General features: G+C 70.3%; 18 protein-coding genes, 1 tRNA gene and 3 pseudogenes. 9 read left to right on the top strand and 13 right to left on the bottom strand.

The features are described from left to right. Positions 1-131: 131 nt before the first annotated feature. A complete protein-coding gene (locus tag BKN37_RS28385) occupies positions 132-473 on the top strand; it encodes a hypothetical protein (protein WP_071027531.1) in 342 nt (113 codons plus the stop codon). Then, positions 470-1192, top strand: a complete 723-nt coding sequence (locus BKN37_RS15890; protein WP_071027529.1) for a hypothetical protein — start codon at positions 470-472, stop codon at positions 1190-1192. The genes BKN37_RS28385 and BKN37_RS15890 overlap by 4 nt, the downstream gene beginning before the upstream one ends. Here BKN37_RS15890 and BKN37_RS15885 read toward each other — a convergent pair. Next, the gene (locus BKN37_RS15885; RefSeq protein WP_071027527.1) at positions 1169-2782 is read right to left on the bottom strand and encodes an FAD-dependent oxidoreductase; all 1614 of its coding nucleotides are present in this window, start codon (positions 2780-2782) and stop codon (positions 1169-1171) included. The two genes, BKN37_RS15890 and BKN37_RS15885, sit on opposite strands and share 24 nt — an antisense overlap. A gap of 168 nt (positions 2783-2950) precedes the next feature. On the opposite strand from BKN37_RS15885, the gene BKN37_RS15880 reads away from it, so the two are divergent. After that, on the top strand, positions 2951-3355 hold the full coding sequence (locus BKN37_RS15880; protein WP_071027525.1) for an HIT family protein: 405 nt from the start codon (positions 2951-2953) through the stop codon (positions 3353-3355). A 9-nt stretch (positions 3356-3364) separates the two neighbouring features. Here BKN37_RS15880 and BKN37_RS15875 read toward each other — a convergent pair whose 3' ends face one another. Continuing rightward, positions 3365-4798: a sensor histidine kinase gene (locus BKN37_RS15875; RefSeq protein ID WP_071027523.1), complete on the bottom strand. Its 1434-nt coding sequence runs from the start codon at positions 4796-4798 to the stop codon at positions 3365-3367. A gap of 28 nt (positions 4799-4826) precedes the next feature. Beyond that, positions 4827-5546 (bottom strand): two-component system response regulator PhoP, encoded by a 720-nt coding sequence (gene phoP, locus BKN37_RS15870; protein WP_071027521.1) that lies wholly within the window; start codon positions 5544-5546, stop codon positions 4827-4829. A 137-nt stretch (positions 5547-5683) separates the two neighbouring features. Between phoP and BKN37_RS15865 the strand changes: the two genes are divergently transcribed. Beyond that, on the top strand, positions 5684-6430 hold the full coding sequence (locus tag BKN37_RS15865) for a hypothetical protein (protein WP_071027519.1): 747 nt from the start codon (positions 5684-5686) through the stop codon (positions 6428-6430). A 26-nt stretch (positions 6431-6456) separates the two neighbouring features. Further along, positions 6457-6531: transfer RNA gene (locus BKN37_RS15860), tRNA-Thr, on the top strand. Between the two features lie 11 nt (positions 6532-6542). Here the strand turns inward: BKN37_RS15860 and BKN37_RS27870 are convergent. Beyond that, a pseudogene (locus BKN37_RS27870) lies at positions 6543-6833 on the bottom strand (IS21 family transposase); the annotation flags it as partial. A gap of 245 nt (positions 6834-7078) precedes the next feature. Between BKN37_RS27870 and BKN37_RS15855 the strand changes: the two are divergent. Next, the gene (locus tag BKN37_RS15855) at positions 7079-7834 is read left to right on the top strand and encodes an HNH endonuclease family protein (RefSeq protein ID WP_083341834.1); all 756 of its coding nucleotides are present in this window, start codon (positions 7079-7081) and stop codon (positions 7832-7834) included. A 586-nt stretch (positions 7835-8420) separates the two neighbouring features. On the opposite strand, the gene BKN37_RS15850 is transcribed toward BKN37_RS15855, so the two are convergent. The 4 genes and pseudogenes from BKN37_RS15850 to BKN37_RS15840 all read right to left on the bottom strand — a co-directional run bounded on the left by BKN37_RS15850 (position 8421) and on the right by BKN37_RS15840 (position 12459). Beyond that, positions 8421-9083 (bottom strand): cytidine/deoxycytidylate deaminase family protein, encoded by a 663-nt coding sequence (locus BKN37_RS15850; protein ID WP_071027517.1) that lies wholly within the window; start codon positions 9081-9083, stop codon positions 8421-8423. Positions 9084-9094: 11 nt separating this feature from the next. Further along, positions 9095-9928 (bottom strand): YVTN family beta-propeller repeat protein, encoded by an 834-nt coding sequence (locus BKN37_RS30415; RefSeq protein ID WP_423212803.1) that lies wholly within the window; start codon positions 9926-9928, stop codon positions 9095-9097. A 143-nt stretch (positions 9929-10071) separates the two neighbouring features. Continuing rightward, positions 10072-10999, bottom strand: a pseudogene (locus tag BKN37_RS30410) (serine/threonine-protein kinase); the annotation flags it as partial. Positions 11000-11153: 154 nt separating this feature from the next. Further along, positions 11154-12459: pseudogene (locus BKN37_RS15840) on the bottom strand (FAD-binding oxidoreductase). A gap of 245 nt (positions 12460-12704) precedes the next feature. On the opposite strand from BKN37_RS15840, the gene BKN37_RS15835 reads away from it, so the two are divergent. Both BKN37_RS15835 and BKN37_RS15830 read left to right on the top strand, forming a co-directional pair. Beyond that, positions 12705-14252, top strand: coding sequence for an LCP family protein (locus BKN37_RS15835; protein WP_423212802.1), 1548 nt, complete (start codon positions 12705-12707; stop codon positions 14250-14252). 47 nt (positions 14253-14299) lie between these two features. Further along, complete coding sequence (locus tag BKN37_RS15830; protein ID WP_071027513.1) at positions 14300-15352, top strand: sulfite oxidase; 1053 nt, start codon at positions 14300-14302, stop codon at positions 15350-15352. Here the strand turns inward: BKN37_RS15830 and BKN37_RS15825 are convergent. The 5 genes from BKN37_RS15825 to BKN37_RS15805 form a co-directional block, all read right to left on the bottom strand. Continuing rightward, entirely contained in the window at positions 15349-16209 is an 861-nt protein-coding gene (locus BKN37_RS15825) for an alpha/beta fold hydrolase (RefSeq protein ID WP_071027511.1), read from the bottom strand. The two genes, BKN37_RS15830 and BKN37_RS15825, sit on opposite strands and share 4 nt — an antisense overlap. 61 nt (positions 16210-16270) lie before the next feature. Beyond that, complete coding sequence (locus BKN37_RS15820; protein ID WP_071027509.1) at positions 16271-17077, bottom strand: glucose 1-dehydrogenase; 807 nt, start codon at positions 17075-17077, stop codon at positions 16271-16273. Positions 17078-17081: 4 nt separating this feature from the next. Further along, entirely contained in the window at positions 17082-17879 is a 798-nt protein-coding gene (locus tag BKN37_RS15815; RefSeq protein WP_071027507.1) for an SDR family NAD(P)-dependent oxidoreductase, read from the bottom strand. Next, positions 17870-18823, bottom strand: a complete 954-nt coding sequence (locus BKN37_RS15810) for an alpha/beta hydrolase (RefSeq protein ID WP_083341832.1) — start codon at positions 18821-18823, stop codon at positions 17870-17872. Before BKN37_RS15810 ends, BKN37_RS15815 begins: the two co-directional genes overlap by 10 nt. Further along, positions 18820-20421: an AMP-binding protein gene (locus tag BKN37_RS15805; RefSeq protein WP_071027506.1), complete on the bottom strand. Its 1602-nt coding sequence runs from the start codon at positions 20419-20421 to the stop codon at positions 18820-18822. The genes BKN37_RS15810 and BKN37_RS15805 overlap by 4 nt, the downstream gene beginning before the upstream one ends. Before the next feature lie 123 nt (positions 20422-20544). Between BKN37_RS15805 and BKN37_RS15800 the strand changes: the two genes are divergently transcribed. Beyond that, on the top strand, positions 20545-20909 hold a 365-nt coding region (locus BKN37_RS15800; RefSeq protein ID WP_278184955.1), incomplete at its 3' end, for a wax ester/triacylglycerol synthase domain-containing protein.

Genomic DNA, 20909 nt, shown 5'->3' with positions numbered 1-20909 from the left:
CCCCCCCCCCCCCCCCCCCCCCCCCCCCCCCCCTCCCGCCTCGTTTTCGCACCACGCCCCCCGCCCCACCACCTCGACACCTATGCAGTCCGCGGCAGCGTCAGATCTGTATAAGAGCCAGGACCTGGGCCGTGGCCGACGCCCCCACCCTGATCGCGGAGTACCGGGCGTGGCTGACCCGGTGTGGCTCCTACCACGTCACCGCCCACGACTTGCCCGACCAGGCGCGACACGACCGCGCCGCCACCACAGTGATCGACGCGGACCCGGTCACCGACGCCGACGCGGCCATCGCGGTCACCCGCTCGTTTGTCGCCACCGACGACGGCGACACCACCTCCTCGACCCACCACGTCAGCTACTTCGCGGTGCGCGGGCTGCTCCTGGAGGCCACCACCACCATGGACGGCGGCGACGTCGATCTGGTGGCGCGGCTGGCCGCCCAAACGGTGTGGAAGCTACACGCGCTATGACCGCAAAGCTGTCCTGGCTGATCACCGCCGTGCTGGGCGTAATCGCGGCCGCCGCGGTGGCGATCACCGTGCCCAACGCGGTCACCAGCTGGCGCCTGACCCGGTCCGGCCCGGAGCCGCTGGCGCCCGGCCTGGCCGCGCTGAGCACTGACCAGTTGGCCGAGCTGCTGCCCAAACAGGCCGACTTCCCGGCCGGCTGGATCATCAAGGCCGACACCGAACCCCAGCAGGGTTTCGGCTACTTCGCATGGCATAAGCCGGATCGGATGATGGGCTTTAAACCCGAGGAATGCGCCACGGTGATCGGCGTCGCCGACACCGGCGACATGCGGGCGGCCGAGGTCTCCGGGCAGAATCCGGCGCGTGCCTCCGAGTTCGCCGACATCAGCCTCACCATCGGCCGCGAATACAACCCGGCCGGGTTCGACGACATGATCGCGCTAATCTCCCGCTGCCTGCGGTCGACCGCGACGACCGGGCCCTTCCAATTCCGGTACACGGTGGCCATCCTCGAAGACACCCACCCGACCGACGGGCCGCAACGCTTCCGCTACAGCGTCACCACGCACTACCCGGGTCCAGACGCCAAGACGCACACGGAGTACTACTCCTACGCCCGGGTGTCGCAGCTGGTCCTCAGCGGTTCGGGCAGCGACGGTCACCAACAGCTGTTCGACCCGCTGTTCGACGACACGCTACGCCGAATCCGCGTCCGCTAACGCCAGCACTTCCGGGACGGACACGAATTTCAGTCGGGGCCTGGACAGTTCGGCGCCGCGGCGACGTTCGGAGCGGTCAATGTTCTGCCAGTCGCGCCAGGTCAGCGGCCGCGCGCCGCGCCGGGTCAGCAGCTGCGACAGCTCGGCCGGATCGGGCAGCGCCCGGGTGAGCGTGCCGTCGTCGAAGTCGGCCAGCAGCGCCGCGACGGTCTGTTCGGCGCAGGTGCGGTTGGTGCCGATCACGCCGCGCGGCCCGCGTTTGATCCAGCCGGTGACATACACGCCGGGCACCGGGGCGCCGTCGGCGCCGAGGACCCGACCGTCGGCGTTGGGCACCACACCCCGGCCGTGGTCGTGCGGCAGCCCCGGGATGGCCGCACCGCGATAGCCGATGGAGCGCAACACCAGTGCCGTCTCGATCAGCTCCGGCTCGGCGTCGTCGCCGGCCACCACCCGCAGTCCTTCGACCCGCTCGGAGCCGACGATTTCGCTGGGGGACACCAGAAACCGGAACACGATGCGCTTGTGCCCCGGGGTCGGTGCCCGCTGCGCGTATTCGCGGGCGAGGTCGAGTTTGACGGTGGTTTCGACGTCGTCGTCGAGCCCCGCGGTCAGGTCCGCGCCGTCCAGCACGACGTCGACGCCGGGCAGGTGCCCCAGCGCCAGGAACTCCCCGACCGAGAACGCGCTGTCCCGGATGCCGCGCCGGCCCAGGATGACGACCTCGTCGATGCTGCTGTGCGCCAACGCCGTTAACGCGTGCGCCGCGACGTCCGTGGTGGCCAGCGCGTCGGGTCCCATCAGCAGCACCCGCGCCACGTCCAGCGCCACATTGCCGTTGCCGACGATGACGGCCCGCCGCCCCGCCAGGTCGAAGCGGTGCCCGGCGTGATCGGGGTGCCCGTTGTACCAGCCGACAAATTCGGCCGCCGGGTGGCTGCCCGGCAGCGTTTCGCCGGGGATGCCGAGGGCGCGGCTGTCGGCGGCGCCCACCGCGTAGATCACCGCGTGGTGATGCGCCATCAGCTCGTCGTGGTGCAGCTGCTCCCCGACCTGCACGTTGAGGTAACACGCCACCCGCGGGCCGCTGAAGGCGTGTTCGAAGGCGCCGACGACCGACTTGGTGTGCTGGTGGTCGGGCGCCACCCCGGCCCGGATCAGGCCGAACGGGGTCGGTAGCCGCTCGAACACGTTGACCTCGACGCCGTCGACGGCCACCAACTCCGCGGCCGCATAGCAGGCGGCCGGCCCGGCGCCCACGATCGCGACGCGCAGCGCCCCGGCCGGGACCGGGGGGTGCGGCCGCGGCGCCGGCACCGCTCCGGGTTCCAGCGGATGCCGCCGAAAGTACGCGGCATTGATGTCGGTGAAGCGCGCCAACTCGACCGGCAGGTCGTCCTCGTAGTGGATCGCGTCGACCGGGCACTCCTCCATGCAGGCGCCGCAGTCGATGCAGGTCTCCGGGTCGATGTAGAGCTGCTCGGTGGCGGTGAACTCCCCGGCCGCGGCGGCGGGCCGGATGCAGTCGACCGGGCAGACCGGGATGCAGCTGCCGTCCTTGCAGCAGTTCTGGGTGATGACGTATGCCACGGCTCATCCTCTCGGCGGACCAGGGTCGCCACCACCTTACCTGGACAGGTGTCCATCGCGAAAACCGCGTGATTAGCTGCGTTCCCGGCGCACTAAGGCGTGCACGACCAGGCAGTGCCGGACAGGTGTCCAGGACGCGGCGGGGCGCAGCCCATATGCTTGGAGCCCATGGCCACCGTCTTCACCAAAATCATCAACCGGGAACTGCCGGGCCGGTTCGTCTACGAGGACGACGACGTCGTCGCGTTTTTGACCATCGAGCCGATGACGCAGGGGCACACCCTGGTGGTGCCGCGCGCCGAGATCGATCAATGGCAAGACGTCGACGGCGCCGCGTTCGCGCGGGTGATGGCGGTGGCGCAGCGGATCGGCAAGGCCGTGTGCCGGGCGTTTGACACCGAGCGGGCCGGTGTCATCATCGCCGGGCTCGAGGTCCCGCACCTGCACGTGCACGTCTTCCCAACCCGCAGCCTGAGCGACTTCGGTTTCGCCAACGTGGACCGCAACCCGTCCCCGGAGTCACTGGACGCGGCGCAGGCCAAGATCATCGCGGCGCTGGCCGAACTGCGCTGAGCCGGCGGCTCAATCGATCTCGGCGGGCACGTCGGTGAACCGCGGCAGCGCCACCCGGAACCGGCAGCCCTGCCCGGGCGCGGTGGTGACGCTGACCTTGCCGCCGTGCGCGTGCACCAGCGAGTCGACGATCGACAACCCCAGCCCGGTGCCGCCGCTGGCCCGCGCCCGGGACGAGTCGGTGCGGTAGAACCGCTCGAACACCCGCTGCGCGTCGTGCTCGCTCATCCCCGGGCCCTCGTCGACGACCTCGAGCACCGCGTCGTCGTCCACGGTGCCCACCCGCACCGTGACGTCGGCGGTTTCCGGGGTGTGCTGCAACGCGTTGGCCATCAGGTTGCTGAGCACCTGACGCAGCCGGGCGTCGTCGCCGAGCACCTCGGGGGTGCCGGGCCCATCGAACACGTCCAACGTGATGGTGCGCGTCGGGGCGATCGCCTGCGCGTCGTGCACGGCGTCGCTGGCCAGCGTCAGCAGGTCCACCTGATGGCGTTCCAGCGGGCGCTGCGCATCCAACCGGGCCAACACCAGCAGGTCTTCGACCAGCAGCCCCATCCGGCGGGATTCGCTTTCGATCCGCGACATCAGCATCTCCACGTCGCGGGCGGCGCCCTGCCGGTACAGCTCGGCGAAGCCCCGGATGGTGGTCAGCGGGGTGCGCAGCTCATGGCTGGCGTCGGTGATGAACCGGCGCATCCGGTCCTCGGAATTGCGGGCCTGCTCCGCGGAGGCCTCCGAGGCCGCCACCGCCTGCTGGATCTGCGCCAGCATGCCGTTGAGCGCCAGCGACAGCCGACCCACCTCGGTGCGGGAATCCCGTTCGGGCACCCGACGATCCAGCTGCCCGCCGGCGATCGCCGCGGCGGTCTGTTCGACTTCGACCAGCGGCCGCAGGCTGCGGTGCACCACCGCGTACCCGACCGCGCCGAGCACGAACAGCACCACCACCGCGATCCCGGCCCGCGACCACTCCAAAAACCGCATGGTGGACTGCACGTCGGATAGATCGATGGCGACGGTGGTCAGCCCGCCGTGCGGGCCTCGCACCGACACCGCCCGCCACTGCACCCCCGAGCCGTCGACCGACGGCACCGTGGTCGGGGTGGGCCCCACATCGTTGTCAGCGGGCAGCGCGGGTTCGGCGTTTTGGTCGTTGACCACCGTCCAGGTGCGGCCGTCGGGGTCGACGTCGCGCACGTAGAAGTTCGACGGCGGCCGTCCGGGGTTGGGATCTTCCAGCGAGTCCGCCTGCACCTGCCGCGGGGCCTGCGCCCAGCCGCGGGAGGCATCCATCAGCGACTGGTCGATCCGCTTGACCAGGCTGTGCCGCAGGATCGAGGTGACCGCCACCCCCTGCGCCAGCAGCCCGCACGCCACCAGGGCCAAGGTGGCGGCGACCAGGCTCACCCGCAGCGGCAGCGCTCCTCGAGCGTGTGTGACCATCCCCCTATTCTTCGCTACCGGGCGCCGCTCAGCGAGGTTCGCGCAGCACGTAGCCCACCCCGCGCAGGGTGTGCAGCAGCCGCTTCTCGCCGGTGTCGACCTTACGGCGCAGGTAGGACACATACGATTCGACGACGTTGACGTCGCCGCCGAAGTCGTAGCGCCACACGTGGTCGAGGATTTTCGGTTTGCTCAACACCGTGCCGGCGTTGATGACGAAGTAGCGCAGCAGGGTGAACTCGGTGGGCGACAGCGACACCGGCTCGCCGGCCTTCCACACCTCGTGGGTGTCCTCGTCGAGTTCGATGTCGGCGAAGGTGAGCCGGGAGTTACGCGGCTTCTCGCTGCCCTTGCCGGCGCGGCGCAGGATGACCCGCAGCCGCGCCACCACCTCCTCCAGGCTGAACGGTTTGGTCACGTAGTCGTCGCCGCCCAGGGTCAGCCCGGCGATCTTGTCCTGCAGCGAGTCGCGGGCGGTCAAAAACAGTGCGGGCGCGTCGATGCCGTCGGCGCGCAGCCGGCGCAGCACCCCGAACCCGTCCATGCCGGGCATCATCACGTCCAGGATCACCGCGTCCGGGCGGACCTCGCGGGCCCGGTCCAACGCCGCCGGCCCGTTGGTCGCGGTGTGCACCTCGAAGCCCTGGAACTTCAGGCTGACCGACAACAGCTCGACGATGTTGGTCTCGTCGTCGACGACGAGCACGCGCGCCTCGGGGGTGCCCTCGCGGGCAGCGTCGGATCCCATGCGTCAATTCCGTCGTACTTGCGTGAACGTAACCTCGACACCTGCTGTGAAGTTGCTGTGAGTCAGGTGGGTGCCGAGCGGCGGCCGGTCTACCGATACCGCCGGTCCGGGTACCGTCTCGCCCCTACACTGGCGCCATGGACCTGGGGAAAAACCTGGTGGCGGTCGCCACGGCGCCGGCCCGGATCGGCCTGGCGGCCGCCGACGCCGGGCTCGACGTCGCCAGCACCGCGCTGGGGCTGGTCAAGCGCAGCCTGGGCGAGGTGGGCACGGCGACGTCGTCGAATTCTATGGCGCACATGCTGGGCCTGGACGACGCGATCGCCCGGGCCAACCGGCTGGCCCGGCTGATGGACGACGACGCCCCGCTGGGCCGGGCGCTGGCCCCGGACGGCCCGGTGGACCGGCTGCTGCGGCCGGGCGGCCTGGTGGATCAGGTCACCGCCCCCGGCGGTCTGCTCGACCGCCTCACCGAGGAGGGCGGCGGACTGCAGCGGGCGCTGCAGCCCGGCGGCCTGGTGGACCAGCTGCTAGACGAGGACGGCCTGGTCGAGCGGCTGCTCGGCGAGGACGGGCTGGCCGACCGGCTGTTGGCCGAGGGCGGCCTGGTCGACAAGCTGACCTCGCGCAACGGCCCGCTGGAGCAACTCACCGACGTCGCCGACGCCCTGGCCCGGCTGGCGCCGGGGATGGAGGCGCTGCAGCCGGCCATCGACACCCTGCAAGAGGCCGTCATCGCGCTGACCATGGTGGTCAACCCGCTGAGCAATATCGCCGAACGCATCCCGCGCATGCCGCGCCGGGCCACCCGTCGGTCCACGGCGCGCCCGGTGCACTCCCAGCGGATCATCGACCACGATCTCCCCGACCCCGACCAGCCGTGACCCTTTAGGCTGGTCGGGTTGCACCCGCCTCCTTAGCTCAGTGGTAGAGCACTCGCCTTGTAAGCGAGCGGTCGTCAGTTCAATCCTGACAGGGGGCTCCACGAAAAACAGGCTCGCGGACGCGTTCTTTGAATACCGTCGTCCCGCGCGTCCAGCCGACCCGCTCGGCAATCACCATGGCCGGCATCGTCGGCGCTGCCTTGAGCTGGGCGCGGATCGCGTCCTCGAACGCATCCACCGCCAACCCAATCGGTTTACGCACATATTTCGGCGGCGCGTCCGACGCCAGTGCTGAGCGCACCGTGTTCTTCGAGATCTTCAACGTCTGCGCGACCGTCTTGATCGGCAACCCCTCCGCTCGATGCAACCTGCGGGTCTCAGCCCAGTTCGCCACTGACAACAACTCGCTTCCCGCCTCGGCGCAAAGCCGAGAGTCCGTCGAAGCGGGTCAGAATTCGGGCGTCGACACGGGGTCAGATTTCATACGCCGCCGACAGCGGATCGTGCCATCCCGACGCGCACGTCAAGAACATCGAGGACTGGCGACACCGCGAGTCCTAGCGAGCTCGCCCGCCACGCGGACCATTTTCCCAGCAGCCTTGGAGAAACCCAAGAGGCATGTCGGTGCAGGCCAGTAACGTTTCGCGGATGATTAGCAGGGACCACAAGACGCCGCTGATTATCGCCGGCGCAGTGGTTGTCTGCCTACTGATCGTCGTGACCTTTGTCTTGGTGGCTGTCCATGACTCGCCCTCGGGCGGCCCGCCATTGACATCGAGTTACCCGACACCGTTGACAGCGAGCTACCCGACGACTTCACCGGGCACGGCCGCAAGTGCCGAACTGGCGAAGCTCGCCACCATCCCAATCAAAGGACGCGCACCCAAAACCGGATACGACCGGGCGCTGTTCGGCACGCCGTGGACCGATGACGTCACCGTTCCCGGTGGCCACAACGGCTGCGACACCCGCAACGACATTCTCCGGCGCGACCTCGCCGGCGCGGGTTATAAACCGGGCCGGAAAGCCTGCATCGTGCTCAGCGGAACCCTGAAGGACCCCTACACGGGCGAAGTGATCATGTTCAGCCGCGGACCCAGGTCGAACCAAATTCAGGTGGACCACATCGTGCCGATTCTGGACGCGTGGCAGAAGGGCGCCCAGCAGTGGGACGACCTCAAGCGCCGCAACTTCGCCAACGACCCGATGAATCTCCAGACGACCTCGGCAGCGGCCAACCGCGAGAAGGGGTCGGCCGACGCGGCCACCTGGTTGCCGCCCAACACGGCCTACCGGTGCACCTACGTCTCTCGGATGGTTGACGTGAAAAGCACCTACGGAGTGTGGATGACACAGGCCGAACACGATGCGATCGAGCGCATACTGCACAGCTGCCCCAACTAGCGCGACCACCCGTCGTTGCTTCCCGCGATCCCTTGGCCTGTGCAGTACTGTCCCGAATACATCAACTAGCGACAACCCCAAGTCGTGGGCCAGATCAAGATCGTCGCTCCTGGAGCTCTTCAACTATGGCTATGAGCGCGCACACGCTGGCCATGCGGAGCCAGCTGTGCTGGTTCTTCCGGATCTCGTCCAGGCCTCCGGACCGCCGCCCCTTGGGCGGCTTCCAGCAAGACCTTCGCCTGTTCGATGAATTCGTGGGCCATGCCCCGACCTAACCAGCCACTTCCGGCTGGCTGCCCATTCCACCGTGCTTGGCGTGGGCGAAAATGTGGGTGCTCCGTCGGCCAACGCAAACTTGCGGCGTCGACCCTGCGGTCAGGGCGTCCAGCCTGTACTCACGGCATCGAGGCTGCGCTCACGGCGTCGACCCTGCGCTCACGCCCGGTATCGGCGCGCAAACACGGCCTCACCGCAGACTCGCTGCCGCCACCGCAGACTCGCTGCCCTGGATGCAGACTCGGTGCCCACGCCGCAGGCTCGGCGGCTAGCCAACCCGCCGCTGCCGGTCCCCGTGATCCGCGCGGTATCAGTCGCGGCCTGCCGCCCGGCGCTGCCCGATCCCCGGCCGCGTCGCCAACAATTCGTCGATCTCGTCACGGGTCTCGGCCAGGATCTTCCAGCTCAGCTCCCACAGCTCCGGCTCGTCCGGCGCCAACAGCTCGAACCGCAATCCCCGCGCCCGCTGGATATCCCGCCACACCCGCGGCTGGGTCGGGTATTTATCCCCGAGCACGTTCGCGCCGCCGCCGCTGGTCAGAAAGTCGCCGTCGCGCTCCAGTTCGCCGTCGAGGCAGGTCGACACGGACCGCTGCACGCCGGCATTGGTCAGCACGCACGCGCACATCGGGCACGGCTCGACGGTGCCGTAGACCGTAACGGCGGCCGGGGACGGTTCCGGCGGCGTGATCGTGTGATCCGGCGCGTCGCCCGCCGCGACCTTAAGCACCGCCTGGGTTTCGGCGTGCTCGATCACCGCGCCCGGTTGCGCCATCGCGTTTTCGCCGTAGAACAAGTCGGCCCTACGCCCCGAACGGACGACCGCCACCGCCCCGATCCCAAAGTTGCCGCCGTGGTAGGCCCGCAGCGCCACCTCGAGGGCGATCCGGGCGAAATAGCGGTCGCAGCCGGGCGGGAACGTGTGGCGGGTGCGGTCGAGGTAGTCCTGGACGCGCGCCGCGATGTCGCTCACCGGTGATCCGCTCAAATGGTCGGTTCGATCACCGAGACGGTGTCGTCGTGGTTGCCGGTGTAGGCGGTGTGGCTGGCGGGGTCGGCGGCCACCACGAAGGTGTCTTTGCCGATGGTGATGGTGGCGATGACGGCGTGCTTGACGGTGTCGATCACCGACACGGTGCCTTCGGTTTCGTTGGCGACATACGCCAGATGGGCGGCGGAGTCCAGGGCCACGCCGTGCGGGTGTTTGCCCACCGGGATGGTGGCGATCACCGCGTGGCTGGCGAGGTCGATCACCGACACGGTGCCGTCGGATTCGTTGGCGACGTAGACGGTGTGGGCGGTGGTGTCCACCGCCAGCCCCCGCGGGTCGCCGCCCACCGGAATGGCGGCCGCGATGGTGTGGTCGGTGGTGTTGATCAGCGACACCGTGTTGTCGCTGTTGGCCACGTAGGCGGTGTGACCGGTCGGGTCGACGGCCACCCCGAACGGGTTCTTGCCCACCGGGACGGTGGCGACGACGGTGTTGTGCGCGAGGTCGAACACCGACACGTTGTTGTCCCAGCTGTTGGCCACGAAGCCGGTGTGGGTGGTGGGGTCGACCGCCAGCCCCCACGGATTGGTGCCGACCGGGATGGTGGTGGCGAGCGACTTGGCCGCGGTGTCGATCACCGACACCGTGTCGTCGCGGTTGTTGGCGGTGTAGGCGAGGTGGGTGGTGGGGTCGACCGCCAGCCACACCGGGCCCTTGCCGACGTCGATGGTGGCGGTGACGGTGCGGCTGGCGGCGTCGATCACCGACACCGTTCCGTCGCCGTAATTGGCCGCGTAGACGGCGCCGCTGGTGGGGTCGACGGCCACCCCCTCCGGGCGTTTGCCGACCGGGATGGTGGCGGTGACCCGGGCGACGGCGGCGCTGGGCGGGGCCGCCGACGCGGAGGCGTCGGCGACCGAGGTTGCCGGGTGCTCGTGCCGATGGCCGATCCAGTACGTCAGCGCGGTCGCGGCGACCAGGACGAGCACCGCGGCCGCGGCGAGCCAGGCGATCCGCCGGGGGCGCGAGGCACCGGCGGCCGCAGGCGTCAGCCTCGCCGGAAAGGTGTCGTGGTGGTGGCCGAGCGCGCGGCGGGCGGCCGCGGCCAACTCGCCGGCGCTGGAGTAGCGCTTGTCGGGGTTTTTCGCCATGCCGCGGGCGATGACGTCGTCGAAGGCGGCCGGAATACCCGGGCGTTGTTGGCTGGGCCGCGGGATGGCGGTGGTCAGGTGGGCGGCGATCAGCGCCGCCAGCTCGCTGGCCGTGTACGGCGGGCCACCGGTCAGGCACTCGTACAGCACGCAGGCCAGGGCGTAGACGTCGACGCGGTGGTCGGTCTGCTCATCGGCGAGCCGTTCGGGGGCCATGTAGGCGAAGGTGCCCACGGTGCTGCCGGTGGTGGTGAGTTTGGCGTCGGTGGCCGCGTTGGCCAACCCGAAGTCGGCCAGGCAGGCGAAATCGCCCTCGGTGAGCAGGATGTTGGCGGGTTTGACGTCGCGGTGGGCGATCTGTTCGGCGTGCGCGGCATCCAGCGCCGACGCGATCTGCCCGACCACCGACACCGCCCGCGCCGGGGACAGCGGCCCCTTTTCGTCCAACACGGTGCGCAGGTCGGTGCCCCGCACCAGCCGCATGTCGATGAACAGCTGGCCCTCGATCTCGCCGTAGTCGTGGATGGGGACCACATGCGGGTCGGTGAGCCGGCCGGCGGTGCTGGCTTCCCGGAACAACCGGGTCCGGAACACCGGGTTGGTCGAACACGACTGCGGCAGCAACTTCAACGCCACGGTCCGGCTCTTGTTCGTGTCGAACGCCTCATACACCAGGCCGAAGCCGCCGCGACCCAGCAGCCGCTTCAGCACGTAGGGACCGAACTGCGATGCGGCTTGCCACTCCAACGTTGTGCCGCCGACCGGCGGCTCCTTCACCAACACCGCCTCCTGGCGATCGCGGGACCGTTCGCGGTGGGAGTTTAACGTGGCCCGTTTACGACGGCGCGGTTTGCGGGGTAATTCGGGTAGCACCCGCCGAGGTGGAATTGGCTACCCTAACCTAACTTCCCAGCCAGCGGTGGAAGCGGCCATCGGGGTCGTAGGCGGCGCGCACCCGCTGCAGCCGGGCCATGTTTTCGGCGGTGGCGAACCGGGCCGGGCGCCGACCCAGGTTCTCGTCGCACAGGTTGATGCCGCTGGCCAGATGCGCCATCGCGGCCATCTGGGTTTCCGCCCAGCCGCGGTAGCGCCCATCGTCGGCGGGGTCGGCCCAAATCCCGTAGGTTGATCTCGTCCTCCAGGCCGTAGAACAGCCCCCGGCGCGCGGCGCGGCGGCCCCAGTTGTACATCAGCAGATGCGACGGCGGCGGCGGCATGGTGTCGAGGATGCGGCGCAGGCCGGGCAGCAGCTCCTCGGCCGACGCCGAGGTCCACATGTTGTCGACGGCGTAGCGGTGTCCGCGCGGATAGTCGGCGCTGGCCGTGGCGTACCACTCGGCCAAGCTGGTTGGCGCATACGGGATTCGGTCGATCGCCTGGTCGATGGCCGGGCAGCTGCCCAGGATCGCCAGGGCCGCTTGGGCTTCGGCTTCCGAGTCGGCGAACACCGGGGCGGCCACCACGATGCTGGGGCCCGGGTGACCGGGGGCCGGTCGCTTCGCGATCAGCTGCAGTTCGACCCGCGCATCGACGCGCGGGCTGATCTCCCGCGTCCAGCGAAACACCTCGTCGGCCGCGTCGACGGGATAGCTGTAGATGCCGCGGCCGCAGACCGCCGGCCGTGGGTGCAATCGCAGGTGAAATGCGGTGACCACGGCGAAGAATCCGGGTCCGGCACCGCGGGCGGCCCAGTACAGGTCGGCGTGGGTGTCCGGGTCGCAGTAGCGCTGTTGGCCGTCGGCGGTGACGACGTCGACCCCGAGCACGCTCTCGCAGCCGGGGCCCAGCACCCGGCCGTTCCAGCCGTAGCCGCCCTGCAGCAGGTAACCGCCCAGCGCGACGCCCTCGCAGTGCCCGGTGGGGAAAAACAGTCCGTGCCGCTCAAGTTCGGCGCTGAACGCACTGCCGGAGGCGCCCGGCCCGACGACGGCGACCCCGCGCTCGGGGTCGATCACGCACCGGTCGAGGCCGCCGACGTCGAGCAGCACACCGCCGTCGCGCAGGTGATTGGCCGCCCAGTGATGCCCGCCCGAACACACCCCGATCCGGTGGCCGTGGGCGGCGGCGTACCGCACCGTCGACACCACGTCGGCGACGGTGTGCGCACTCACGATGACGTCGGGAAATCGGTCGGGCAACAGACCGTTCCACACCGTGGCGCGGCGGGCCCGCTCGTACCCGTCGGCGCCGCGGAAGACGAAGCCCATCCGGCCATGCTCCCTGTTAACCCCGCGCCGAGTGTGGGCTTAAGCCACGCGCCACGACGGAAAGCGTGGCTTAACCCCACGCTCGGCAACCCACGTCACAGCGCTCCAACCCGGTCTGACCTCGTGTTTTCTGGCGCATCAGCAAGCTGCCCCATACTGGACGGCATGCGCCAGCCGTCCTCACCGCAAACGCCCGCGGCCCCGGACGCACGGGCGGCTGGGTCCCCGACGCGATCGAGGTCACGGTGGGCGATCTGACTTCCGGCGGACGGCATCGCCGTCGGGCGCCGCGGTCGCCCTCCCGCCTGCGCCGAGCGCTGGTCCGCGGCGCCGGGACGCTGGTGTCGCTGGCGGCGGTGTTGCTGACCGGGGGCGGCTACTGGGTCGCGCACGGCGCGCTGGGCGGGATCACCGTCTCCGAAGCCCTGGGCGCCGAGGATCCCCGCTCGGTCGGCGGGGAGATGAACATCCTGCTGATCGGGTTGGACTCGCGCAAAGACCAGGACGGCAACGAGCTGCCGCAGGCCATCCTGAACCGATTGCACGCCGGTGACTCCGACGTCGGCGGCTACAACACCAACACGCTGATCCTGGTCCATGTGGGGGCCGACGACCGCGTGGTCGCCTTCTCCATCCCCCGCGACGACTGGGTGCGGTTCAGCGGGGTGCCCGGCTACGACCACATCAAGATCAAGGAAGCGTACGGGCTGACCAAGGCCCACACCGAAGACAAGCTCATCGACCAGGGGGTGACCAGCCAGAAAGAGCTGGAGACGCGGGGTCGGGAGGCGGGCCGGGCGGCCACCCTGCGGGCGGTGCGGAACCTGACCGGGGTGCCGATCGACTACTTCGCCGAGGTCAACCTGGCCGGTTTCTACGACCTGACCCAGAGCCTGGGCGGGGTGGAGGTCTGCCTCAAGCACGCCGTCTACGACGAGTACTCCGGCGCCGACTTCCCGGCCGGCCGGCAGCGGCTCAACGCCGAACAGGCGCTGGCGTTCGTGCGGCAGCGGCACGGCCTGGACAACGGCGACCTGGACCGCACCCACCGCCAGCAGGCGTTTCTGGTGTCGGTGATGCATCAGCTGAAGGATTCGGGCACGTTCAGCGACTTGGGCAAGCTCAAACGGCTGATGGCGGTGGCGCGCAAGGACATCGTGCTGTCCGGCGGCTGGGGCGAGGACCAGTTCCAGCGGATGGAGTCACTGGCCGGCGGACAGGTCGAATACCGGACCCTGCCGGTGTTGCGGTACGAAACGATCGACGGCCAAGACGTCAACGTCATCGACCCCGCCGCCATCAAGGCCGAGGTGGCCGCGGCGTTCGGCACTCCCCTGCCCACCACCACCTCGACCGGCAGCACCAAACCGAACCCGGACACCGTCGTCAACGTGATCAACGCCGGTGACACCAGCGGGCTGGCCACCAAGGTGTCCCAGGCGTTGGAGGAGCGCGGCTACACCACCGGCGAGGTGCGCGACCCCGTCGAAGGGGAACCCACCACCACCCGCATCGACTACGGCCCCGGCGCCGACGCCGACGCGCACGCGCTGTCCGGGCTGCTCGGGATCGACGGCGCCGACCACCCGAACACCGCGCTGGGCGCCGGGCAGATTCGGGTCACCCTGGGCAGCGACTACTACCCGCCGCCGTTGGACGACGACGACACCACCACGTCGTCGACGACGACGACGTCGACCACGACCAGTTCCGGGTACAGCACGTCCACCGAGCCGACCCCGGACGAGGGCAAGCCGATCGAGTCCGGCGGCGGAGTCCCCTGCGTGAACTAGCAGACGGGAGCGGGAGCGTGCGACCGGACACGTGGAAACGCCGCGACATGATCGTGCGCAGCCGCAGCCCGGTGAACGCCGAACCGCCGGCGTCGGCGCTGGCCGAGGACGACATCACCGCGACGAACGCCTTCTACTGCCGCAACCACGGCCCGATCCCCGACATCGCCGCCAAGCGGTGGCGGCTGCGGGTCGACGGCGCCGTCGCGCGGCCGTTGGAGCTGACCTACCACGAATTGACCACCCGCTTTCCCGCGCACGACGTGGTCGCGACGTTGGCGTGCGCCGGGAACCGGCGCGCCGAGCTGCTCAAGGTGCGCCCGATCCCCGGCAAGGACCCGTGGGCGCAGGGGGCGATCTCCACCGCGGCGTGGCGCGGGGCCCGGCTGGCCGACATCCTGCGCGCGGCCGGCGTCACCCCCGCCGACGGGCTGCACGTGGCCTTCGACGCACCCGACGTCGCGCAGGAAGCCTGCCCGGTGCAGACCTACGGTTCCTCAATCCCGTTGGGCAAGGCCCTGTCCGGGGATGTGCTGCTGGCCTGGCAGATGAACGGCGAGCCGCTGCCGCGCCTGCACGGTGGCCCGGTGCGGGTGGTGGTGCCCGGGTTCATCGGGGCCCGCAGCGTCAAATGGGTCATCGGCATCACCGTGCAGCCATGTGAATCGCGGAACTATTTTCAGGCCGTCGACTATCGGCTGCTGCCCGCCGACCCGGACCCCGGCGAGGCGGGGATCGCGTTGTCGTCGCTGGCGTTGAGCTGCGGCATCCTGGTTCCCGACGACGGCGCGACGGTGCCGGCCGGGCCGTTGTCGGTGCGCGGCTACGCGATCGCCGACGATTCGCGGCGCGTCGCGCGCGTCGAGGTGTCCGTCGACGGCGGGGCCAGCTGGCGGCCCGCCGCGCTGCGGCCCGGCCGCAGCCGGTGGGCGTGGCGGCCCTGGACGTGCACCGTTGCGGCGCAACCCGGTCCGCTGCGCGTAGTAGCCCGAGCCTGGGATGACACCGGTGCCACCCACCCGGAATCCCCTGCCGCCCTGTGGAATCCCGGTGGCTACGCCAACAACTCCTGGCCCCGCGTGGACGTGACGGTGCGTTAAGCCCGCAACAGGAAATCCAGTACCACGGACTGGAATGCGTCCTTGGCCTCGATCATGGTCCAGTGCCCGCAGTTGGGGAACACGTGAAACTCGGCGTTCGGGATGGTGCGCATCGGGAGCAGCGCCATGTCCAGCGGGCTGACCCGGTCGTCGCGGCCCCAGGTGATCAACGTCGGTGCCTGCACCCGGTGCATCATCGCCCACGGCGGCGGCCGTTTGGAGGCCTGCATCGCCTGCATCATCGCGGCGAACGTCTCTTTGCCGTACATTCGGCGGGCGGCGGCCAGCACCTGCGGATCGGTGGCCAACTGCCAACGCTCCTCGACGATTTCGTCGGTCAGCACCGCCGGGTCGTACACCATCGAGCGCAACCACCACATCAACGCGTCGCGGGTGGGGTTCTCGGTGAACTCCTGCAGCAGCCGGATGCCCTCCGGCGGTCCCGGCGTCAACAGGTTGGTGCCGATACCGCCGATGGTCACCAGCCGTCGCACCTGCTCGGGCTTCGCGATCGCGTAGTTGATCCCGACACCGCCGCCCATCGAGTTGCCGACGATGTCAAAGTTGCCCAGGCCCAACGCCTCGGTGAACTTCGCCAGCGCGTCGAACGCGGTGAGCATCGGGTGACCGCCGAAGTCGTCGCTGACCCCGTAGCCGGGGAATTCCAGGATCAGGCAGCGGAAATGCTCGGCGAACGCCGGCAGCACCCCCCGGAAGTTGCGCCACCCGGTCACCCCGATGCCGGAACCGTGCAGCATCACCAGCGGTGGCCCGTCCCCGGCCTCGTGATAGCGCAGCACCCCGGATTCGGTGGCGACCTCCCGGCGGGTCGCCTCAAAGCTCAACTCTGACGTCATGTGTCCCTACCTACTTCGCCGAGATCGACGTTTGCGCGGAAAAGTACGAGTACCGGACACGTTAACGTCGATCTCGGCGCGCGGGCGCGCCAGGGCCGCCGCGGGCGCGCCAGGGTATCGGGGTCGGGATCCGCCCGGCGCTGGCGCCGCCGTCGACGGCCAGCTCGGCGCCGGTGATATAGGAGGACGCGTCGGAGGCCAGGAACGCCACCACCTCGGCGACTTCCTGCGGGGTGCCCACCCGGGTGAGCGGCGCCCCCGGATGCCCGCCGGGGCCGCGCTGCACCGCCAGGTGCGCGACCATCGGGGTGTCGATCATGCCGGGGTGCACCGAGTTGACCCGAATCCCCAACGGGCCCAACTCGATCGCGGCGACCTTGGACATGCCGCGCAGCCCCCATTTCGACGCCCCGTAGGCGCTGTAGCCGGCCAGGCCCTGCAGGCCGGCCTGCGAGGACACGTTGATGATCGAGCCGCCGCCGGCCGCCGTCATCGGCGCGGTCACCGCCTTGGTCCCCAAAAACGGCCCGATCAGGTTGACCCGCAGCATGTCCTCGAAGCCGTCGACCTCCTGCTCGACCAGGGGGTGGACGTGGCAGATCGCGGCGTTGTTGACCAGCACGTCGACCCGCCCGTAGCCGGTGACGGCCTCCTCGACCACGGCCGCCCAGCCGTGCTCGTCGCCGACGTCGTGGCGGACAAAGCGGGCCCCGAGGTCGTCGGCGACCCGCCGGCCCTCGTCGACCAGCACATCGGTCAGCACCACATGCGCGCCCAGCGCCGCGAACAGCCGCGCCTCGGCGGCGCCTTGGCCGCGCGCCGCCCCGGTGACGATGGCGACCTTTCCGGTCAGGTCGGCCAACGCCATGGCTCTAGTCCCCGTCCTGGTCGATGCCGGTCAGCATGATTTCCGACACCCGGCGCGGGAACTCGGTGAACTTGGCCATCGGCGTGATGCGTCGCGGCAGGATCACGTGGCGCCGGTTGCGCTCGACGGCGTCGGCGATCGCCGCGGCGACGGCGCCGGGGTCCAGCGCCTCCGCGGGCAGCATCCGCCAGCGCAACGACCGTTCGATGGTGCGCCGGGCCGGGCCGAATTCCCGGATGTGGTCGATCATGTCGGTTTTGACCTCGCCCAGCTGGGCCAGCGTGGTGCCCACCGGCGTGCCGCGCAGCTCGGAGCGGATCCCGGCGGTGAAATGGCTCAGCCCCGCCTTGGAGGCGCCGTACAACGTCACGCCCGGCCCGGTCGAGATCGCCCCGAACGACGAGACGTTGACGATGTGGCCGCGGCCCCGCCGCAGCATCCGCGGCATCACCTGGCGGCACAGCTCCATCGGCGCGGCCAGGTTGACCTGCAACAGGTCGCGCACCTGCGCGGCGCTGGTGTCGGCGAAGCGGCCCACCCGGTCGATGCCGGCGTTGTTGATCAACACATCCACCGGGCCGTCGGCCTCCACCCGTTCGATCAGCGCCTCGACCGCGTCGGGGTCGGCCAGGTCGGTGGGATAGGCCCGGCCGTCGAGTTCTTTGGCCAGGATCTCCAGGTCGTCGCGGTTGCGCGCCACCAGCGCGACGGTGGCGCCGCGGGCGGCGAGCACCTCGGCGAGGCTTTTCCCCAATCCGCGGCTGGCGCCGGTGATCAGCGCCCGGGTTCCGTTTAGCTGCATGGACGTTCTCCTCTCAACGCGTCGCGCAGCACCGCGCACACGTCGTCGCTGGCTTGCCGGGCGGCCGGCAGGTGATCGGCGAGGTTGAAAAAGCCGTGAAAGCCGCGCTCGTAGCGGGCGACGGTGGCCGGGACCCCGGCCGCGCGCAGCCGCTGCGCGTACTGTTCGCCCTCTTCGCACAGCGGATCCAGCCCGCCGGTGACGATGTGCGCGGGCGGCAGCCCGGCCATCTCGCCCAGGATCGGTGAGGCCCGCACATCGCTGCGGTCCCCGTCGGGTCCCAGGTATTGCTGGGTGAACCACTGCATGTGCTCGGCGGTGAGCACGCCGCTGGCGGTGTGCGGGCTGCCCGTCGAGGTTTTGCGGCGCTGGTCGACGACGGGGTAGATCAGCAGCTGGAACGCGAGCCGCGGCCCGCCGCGATCCCGGGCCAGCATCGCGGTCACCGCGGCCAGGTTGCCGCCGGCGCTGTCGCCGGCGACCGCGAGCCGATCCGGGTCGCCGCCGAGTTCGCCGAGGTGGTCGGCCACCCACTGCACGGCCGCCCAGGCGTCGTCGACCGCGGCCGGAAACGGCGACTCCGGGGCCAGCCGGTAGTCGACCGACACCACCACCGCCCCGGCGCCGTTGGTGAGCCGGCGGCAGCAGGAGTCGTGCGAATCCAGGTCGCACAGCACGAAACCGCCGCCGTGGAAATAGATCAGCACCGGCAGCGCACCGGAATCCGCGCCCAGCGGGTGATAGATCCGCACCGACAGGTCACCGCCGGGACCCGGAATGCGTTGCTGCACCACCCGATCCACCGGCACCGGCACGGCGGGCCGGCGGCTGGCCGTCAGGCTGGCCCGGACTTGCACGGCGTCCCCGTCGCCGGTGAGAATCGACGCGAACGCCGCGCTCATCCGGGCCGCCAACTCCCGCTGCATGGTGTCCAGGTCGCTCATTTCACCCCGCCCCCGGTCAACGCGGCGCGCAGGATCTTGCCGGTCGCGGTGCGCGGCAGCACCGCCAAGAACTCGATCTCCCGCGGCACCTTGTGCCGGGCCAGGTTCGCCCGCACGTAATCCCGCAGCGCGTCGGCGTCGACCGCCGCGTCGTCGGCGCGCACCACGTAGGCCTTCAGGCGTTGACCGAAGTCGGGGTCGGGCACCCCGAACACCGCGGCCTCGGCCACCCCGGGATGCGCGCAGAGCAGGTTTTCCACCTCGAGCGGGTAGACGTTCTCGCCACCGGAGATCACCATGTCGTCGTCGCGGCCGTCGACGTAGAGCCGCCCGGTGGCGTCGAAGTGGCCGACGTCGCCGCTGGACAGCAGGCCGTCGATGACCTGCTTGCGCCGGCCGTCGGTGTACCCGGAGAAGCTCACGGTGCTGCCGGCGAAGATGCGTCCCACCGTCCCGGCGGTGGTGATCGGCGCCCCGTCGGCGTCGTAGAGCCGCACCGTGCACCCCACCGGGGGTCGACCGGCGGTGCCGGGATCGTGCGCCAGATCCTCCGGGGTGGCCACCGTGATCGCGGCCAACTCGGTGGAGCCGTAGAAGTTGTAGAGCACCGGGCCGAACTCGTCGAGGGCGCGCCGGACCAACTCCGGGGCCAGCGCCGACCCCGACGCGAACACGATCCGCAGCGACGACGTGTCGTAACGATCGCGAATCTCGTTGGGCAGCGCCATGATCCGGTGCAGCATGGTGGGGACCAGCACCAGCACGTCGCACCGGTAGGCGGCGACGGCGCGCAGCGTGCGCTCCGGGTCGAACTTGCGCTGCAGCACCAGCCGGTTACCCAGCGCCAGCGACAACACCGCCTGCCCCAACCCGGTGCCGTGGAACATCGGCGCGGCCAGCAGGCAGGTGTCGCCACGGCGGCGCGGCACCCGGTCCAGCAGCTGCGCGGAGAACAACGGCGACGCCTTGCTGCGCGGCGCCCCCTTGGGGGTACCGGTGGTGCCGCTGGTCAGCAGGGTCAGCCCGCCCGGCCGGGCCGGCGCGGCCACCGGCGCGCCGGAGCTGGCCCGGATCAGCCGCTCCAGCGAGGCCTCGGCGTCGGTGTCGGCGACGAACCGCCGCAGCGACGGGTCGACGGCGCCGAGCAGCTCGCTGAATTCGTCGTCGTACACCAGCACGGTGACGTGTTCCCGGGCGGCGACCTCGGCCAGCTGCGGCCCGGCGAACCCGGTGTTCATCAGCAGCAGCTGCGCGCCGATCTTGCCGGCCGCTGCCAGCACCGTGATCAACCCGCGGTGATCCCGGCACAGCACCGCGATCACGTCGGTGGCGCCGATGCCGCGGGCGGTCCAGGCCCGGGCCAGCGCGTTGACCCGGTCGTTGAGGCCGGCGAAGGTCAGGTCACCGGGGTCGTCGGTGACCGCGACGGCGTCGGGGGTGCGGGCGGCGGCGGCCTCGACGATCCCGGCGAACGGCCCGTACCGCCGGGTCAGCGTCATGGACCGGATCCCGTCGCGCACCCCCTGGGACAGGCCGGCCGCGCGGAGCACCTGCAGGCTGCGGGCCGTCACGGTAAGCCGGTGGATGAACCGTTTCATGCCGTGCACGGTAGGGCCGGGCACCGAACCCCCGAACCGACATGTCTCACTGGCCGAGACAAGTTGTCGGCCGACGCACACCGCTGTCGTAGAAGTGACGCATGCCACACAGTGAGGGAAACCATGCGGCGCCTGAAGGGTGAGGACAACAGCTTTCTGGCCTGGGAAAACGCCACCCAGCCGCAGCACACCATCAAGGTGTTGGTGCTCGACCCGGCGCAGGGATCGACACCGCTGAGCTTCGAGGCGGTGCGGGCCGGCGTGCCCGGCCTGGCCGCCGGCATCGAACCGTTGCAGTGGCAGCTGCTGGCGCCGCGGCTGCGGGTGGGCCGGCCGTGGTGGGTGGCGCGACCCCACCTCGACCTCGACTACCACGTGCAGCGGGCCCGCGCCGCCGCGCCGGGCGGTGACCGGGAACTCGCGGCCACGATCGGCGCCATCCTGCGCGACGGCCTGGACCGCACCCGACCGGCCTGGCAGCTGTGGTA

It is taken from the genome of Mycobacterium talmoniae, assembly GCF_001854525.1.
In the GTDB taxonomy this organism is placed as follows: domain Bacteria; phylum Actinomycetota; class Actinomycetes; order Mycobacteriales; family Mycobacteriaceae; genus Mycobacterium; species Mycobacterium talmoniae.
Note: the sequence above shows the minus strand (reverse complement) of the source record. Positions and strands in the feature narration are given on the sequence as shown.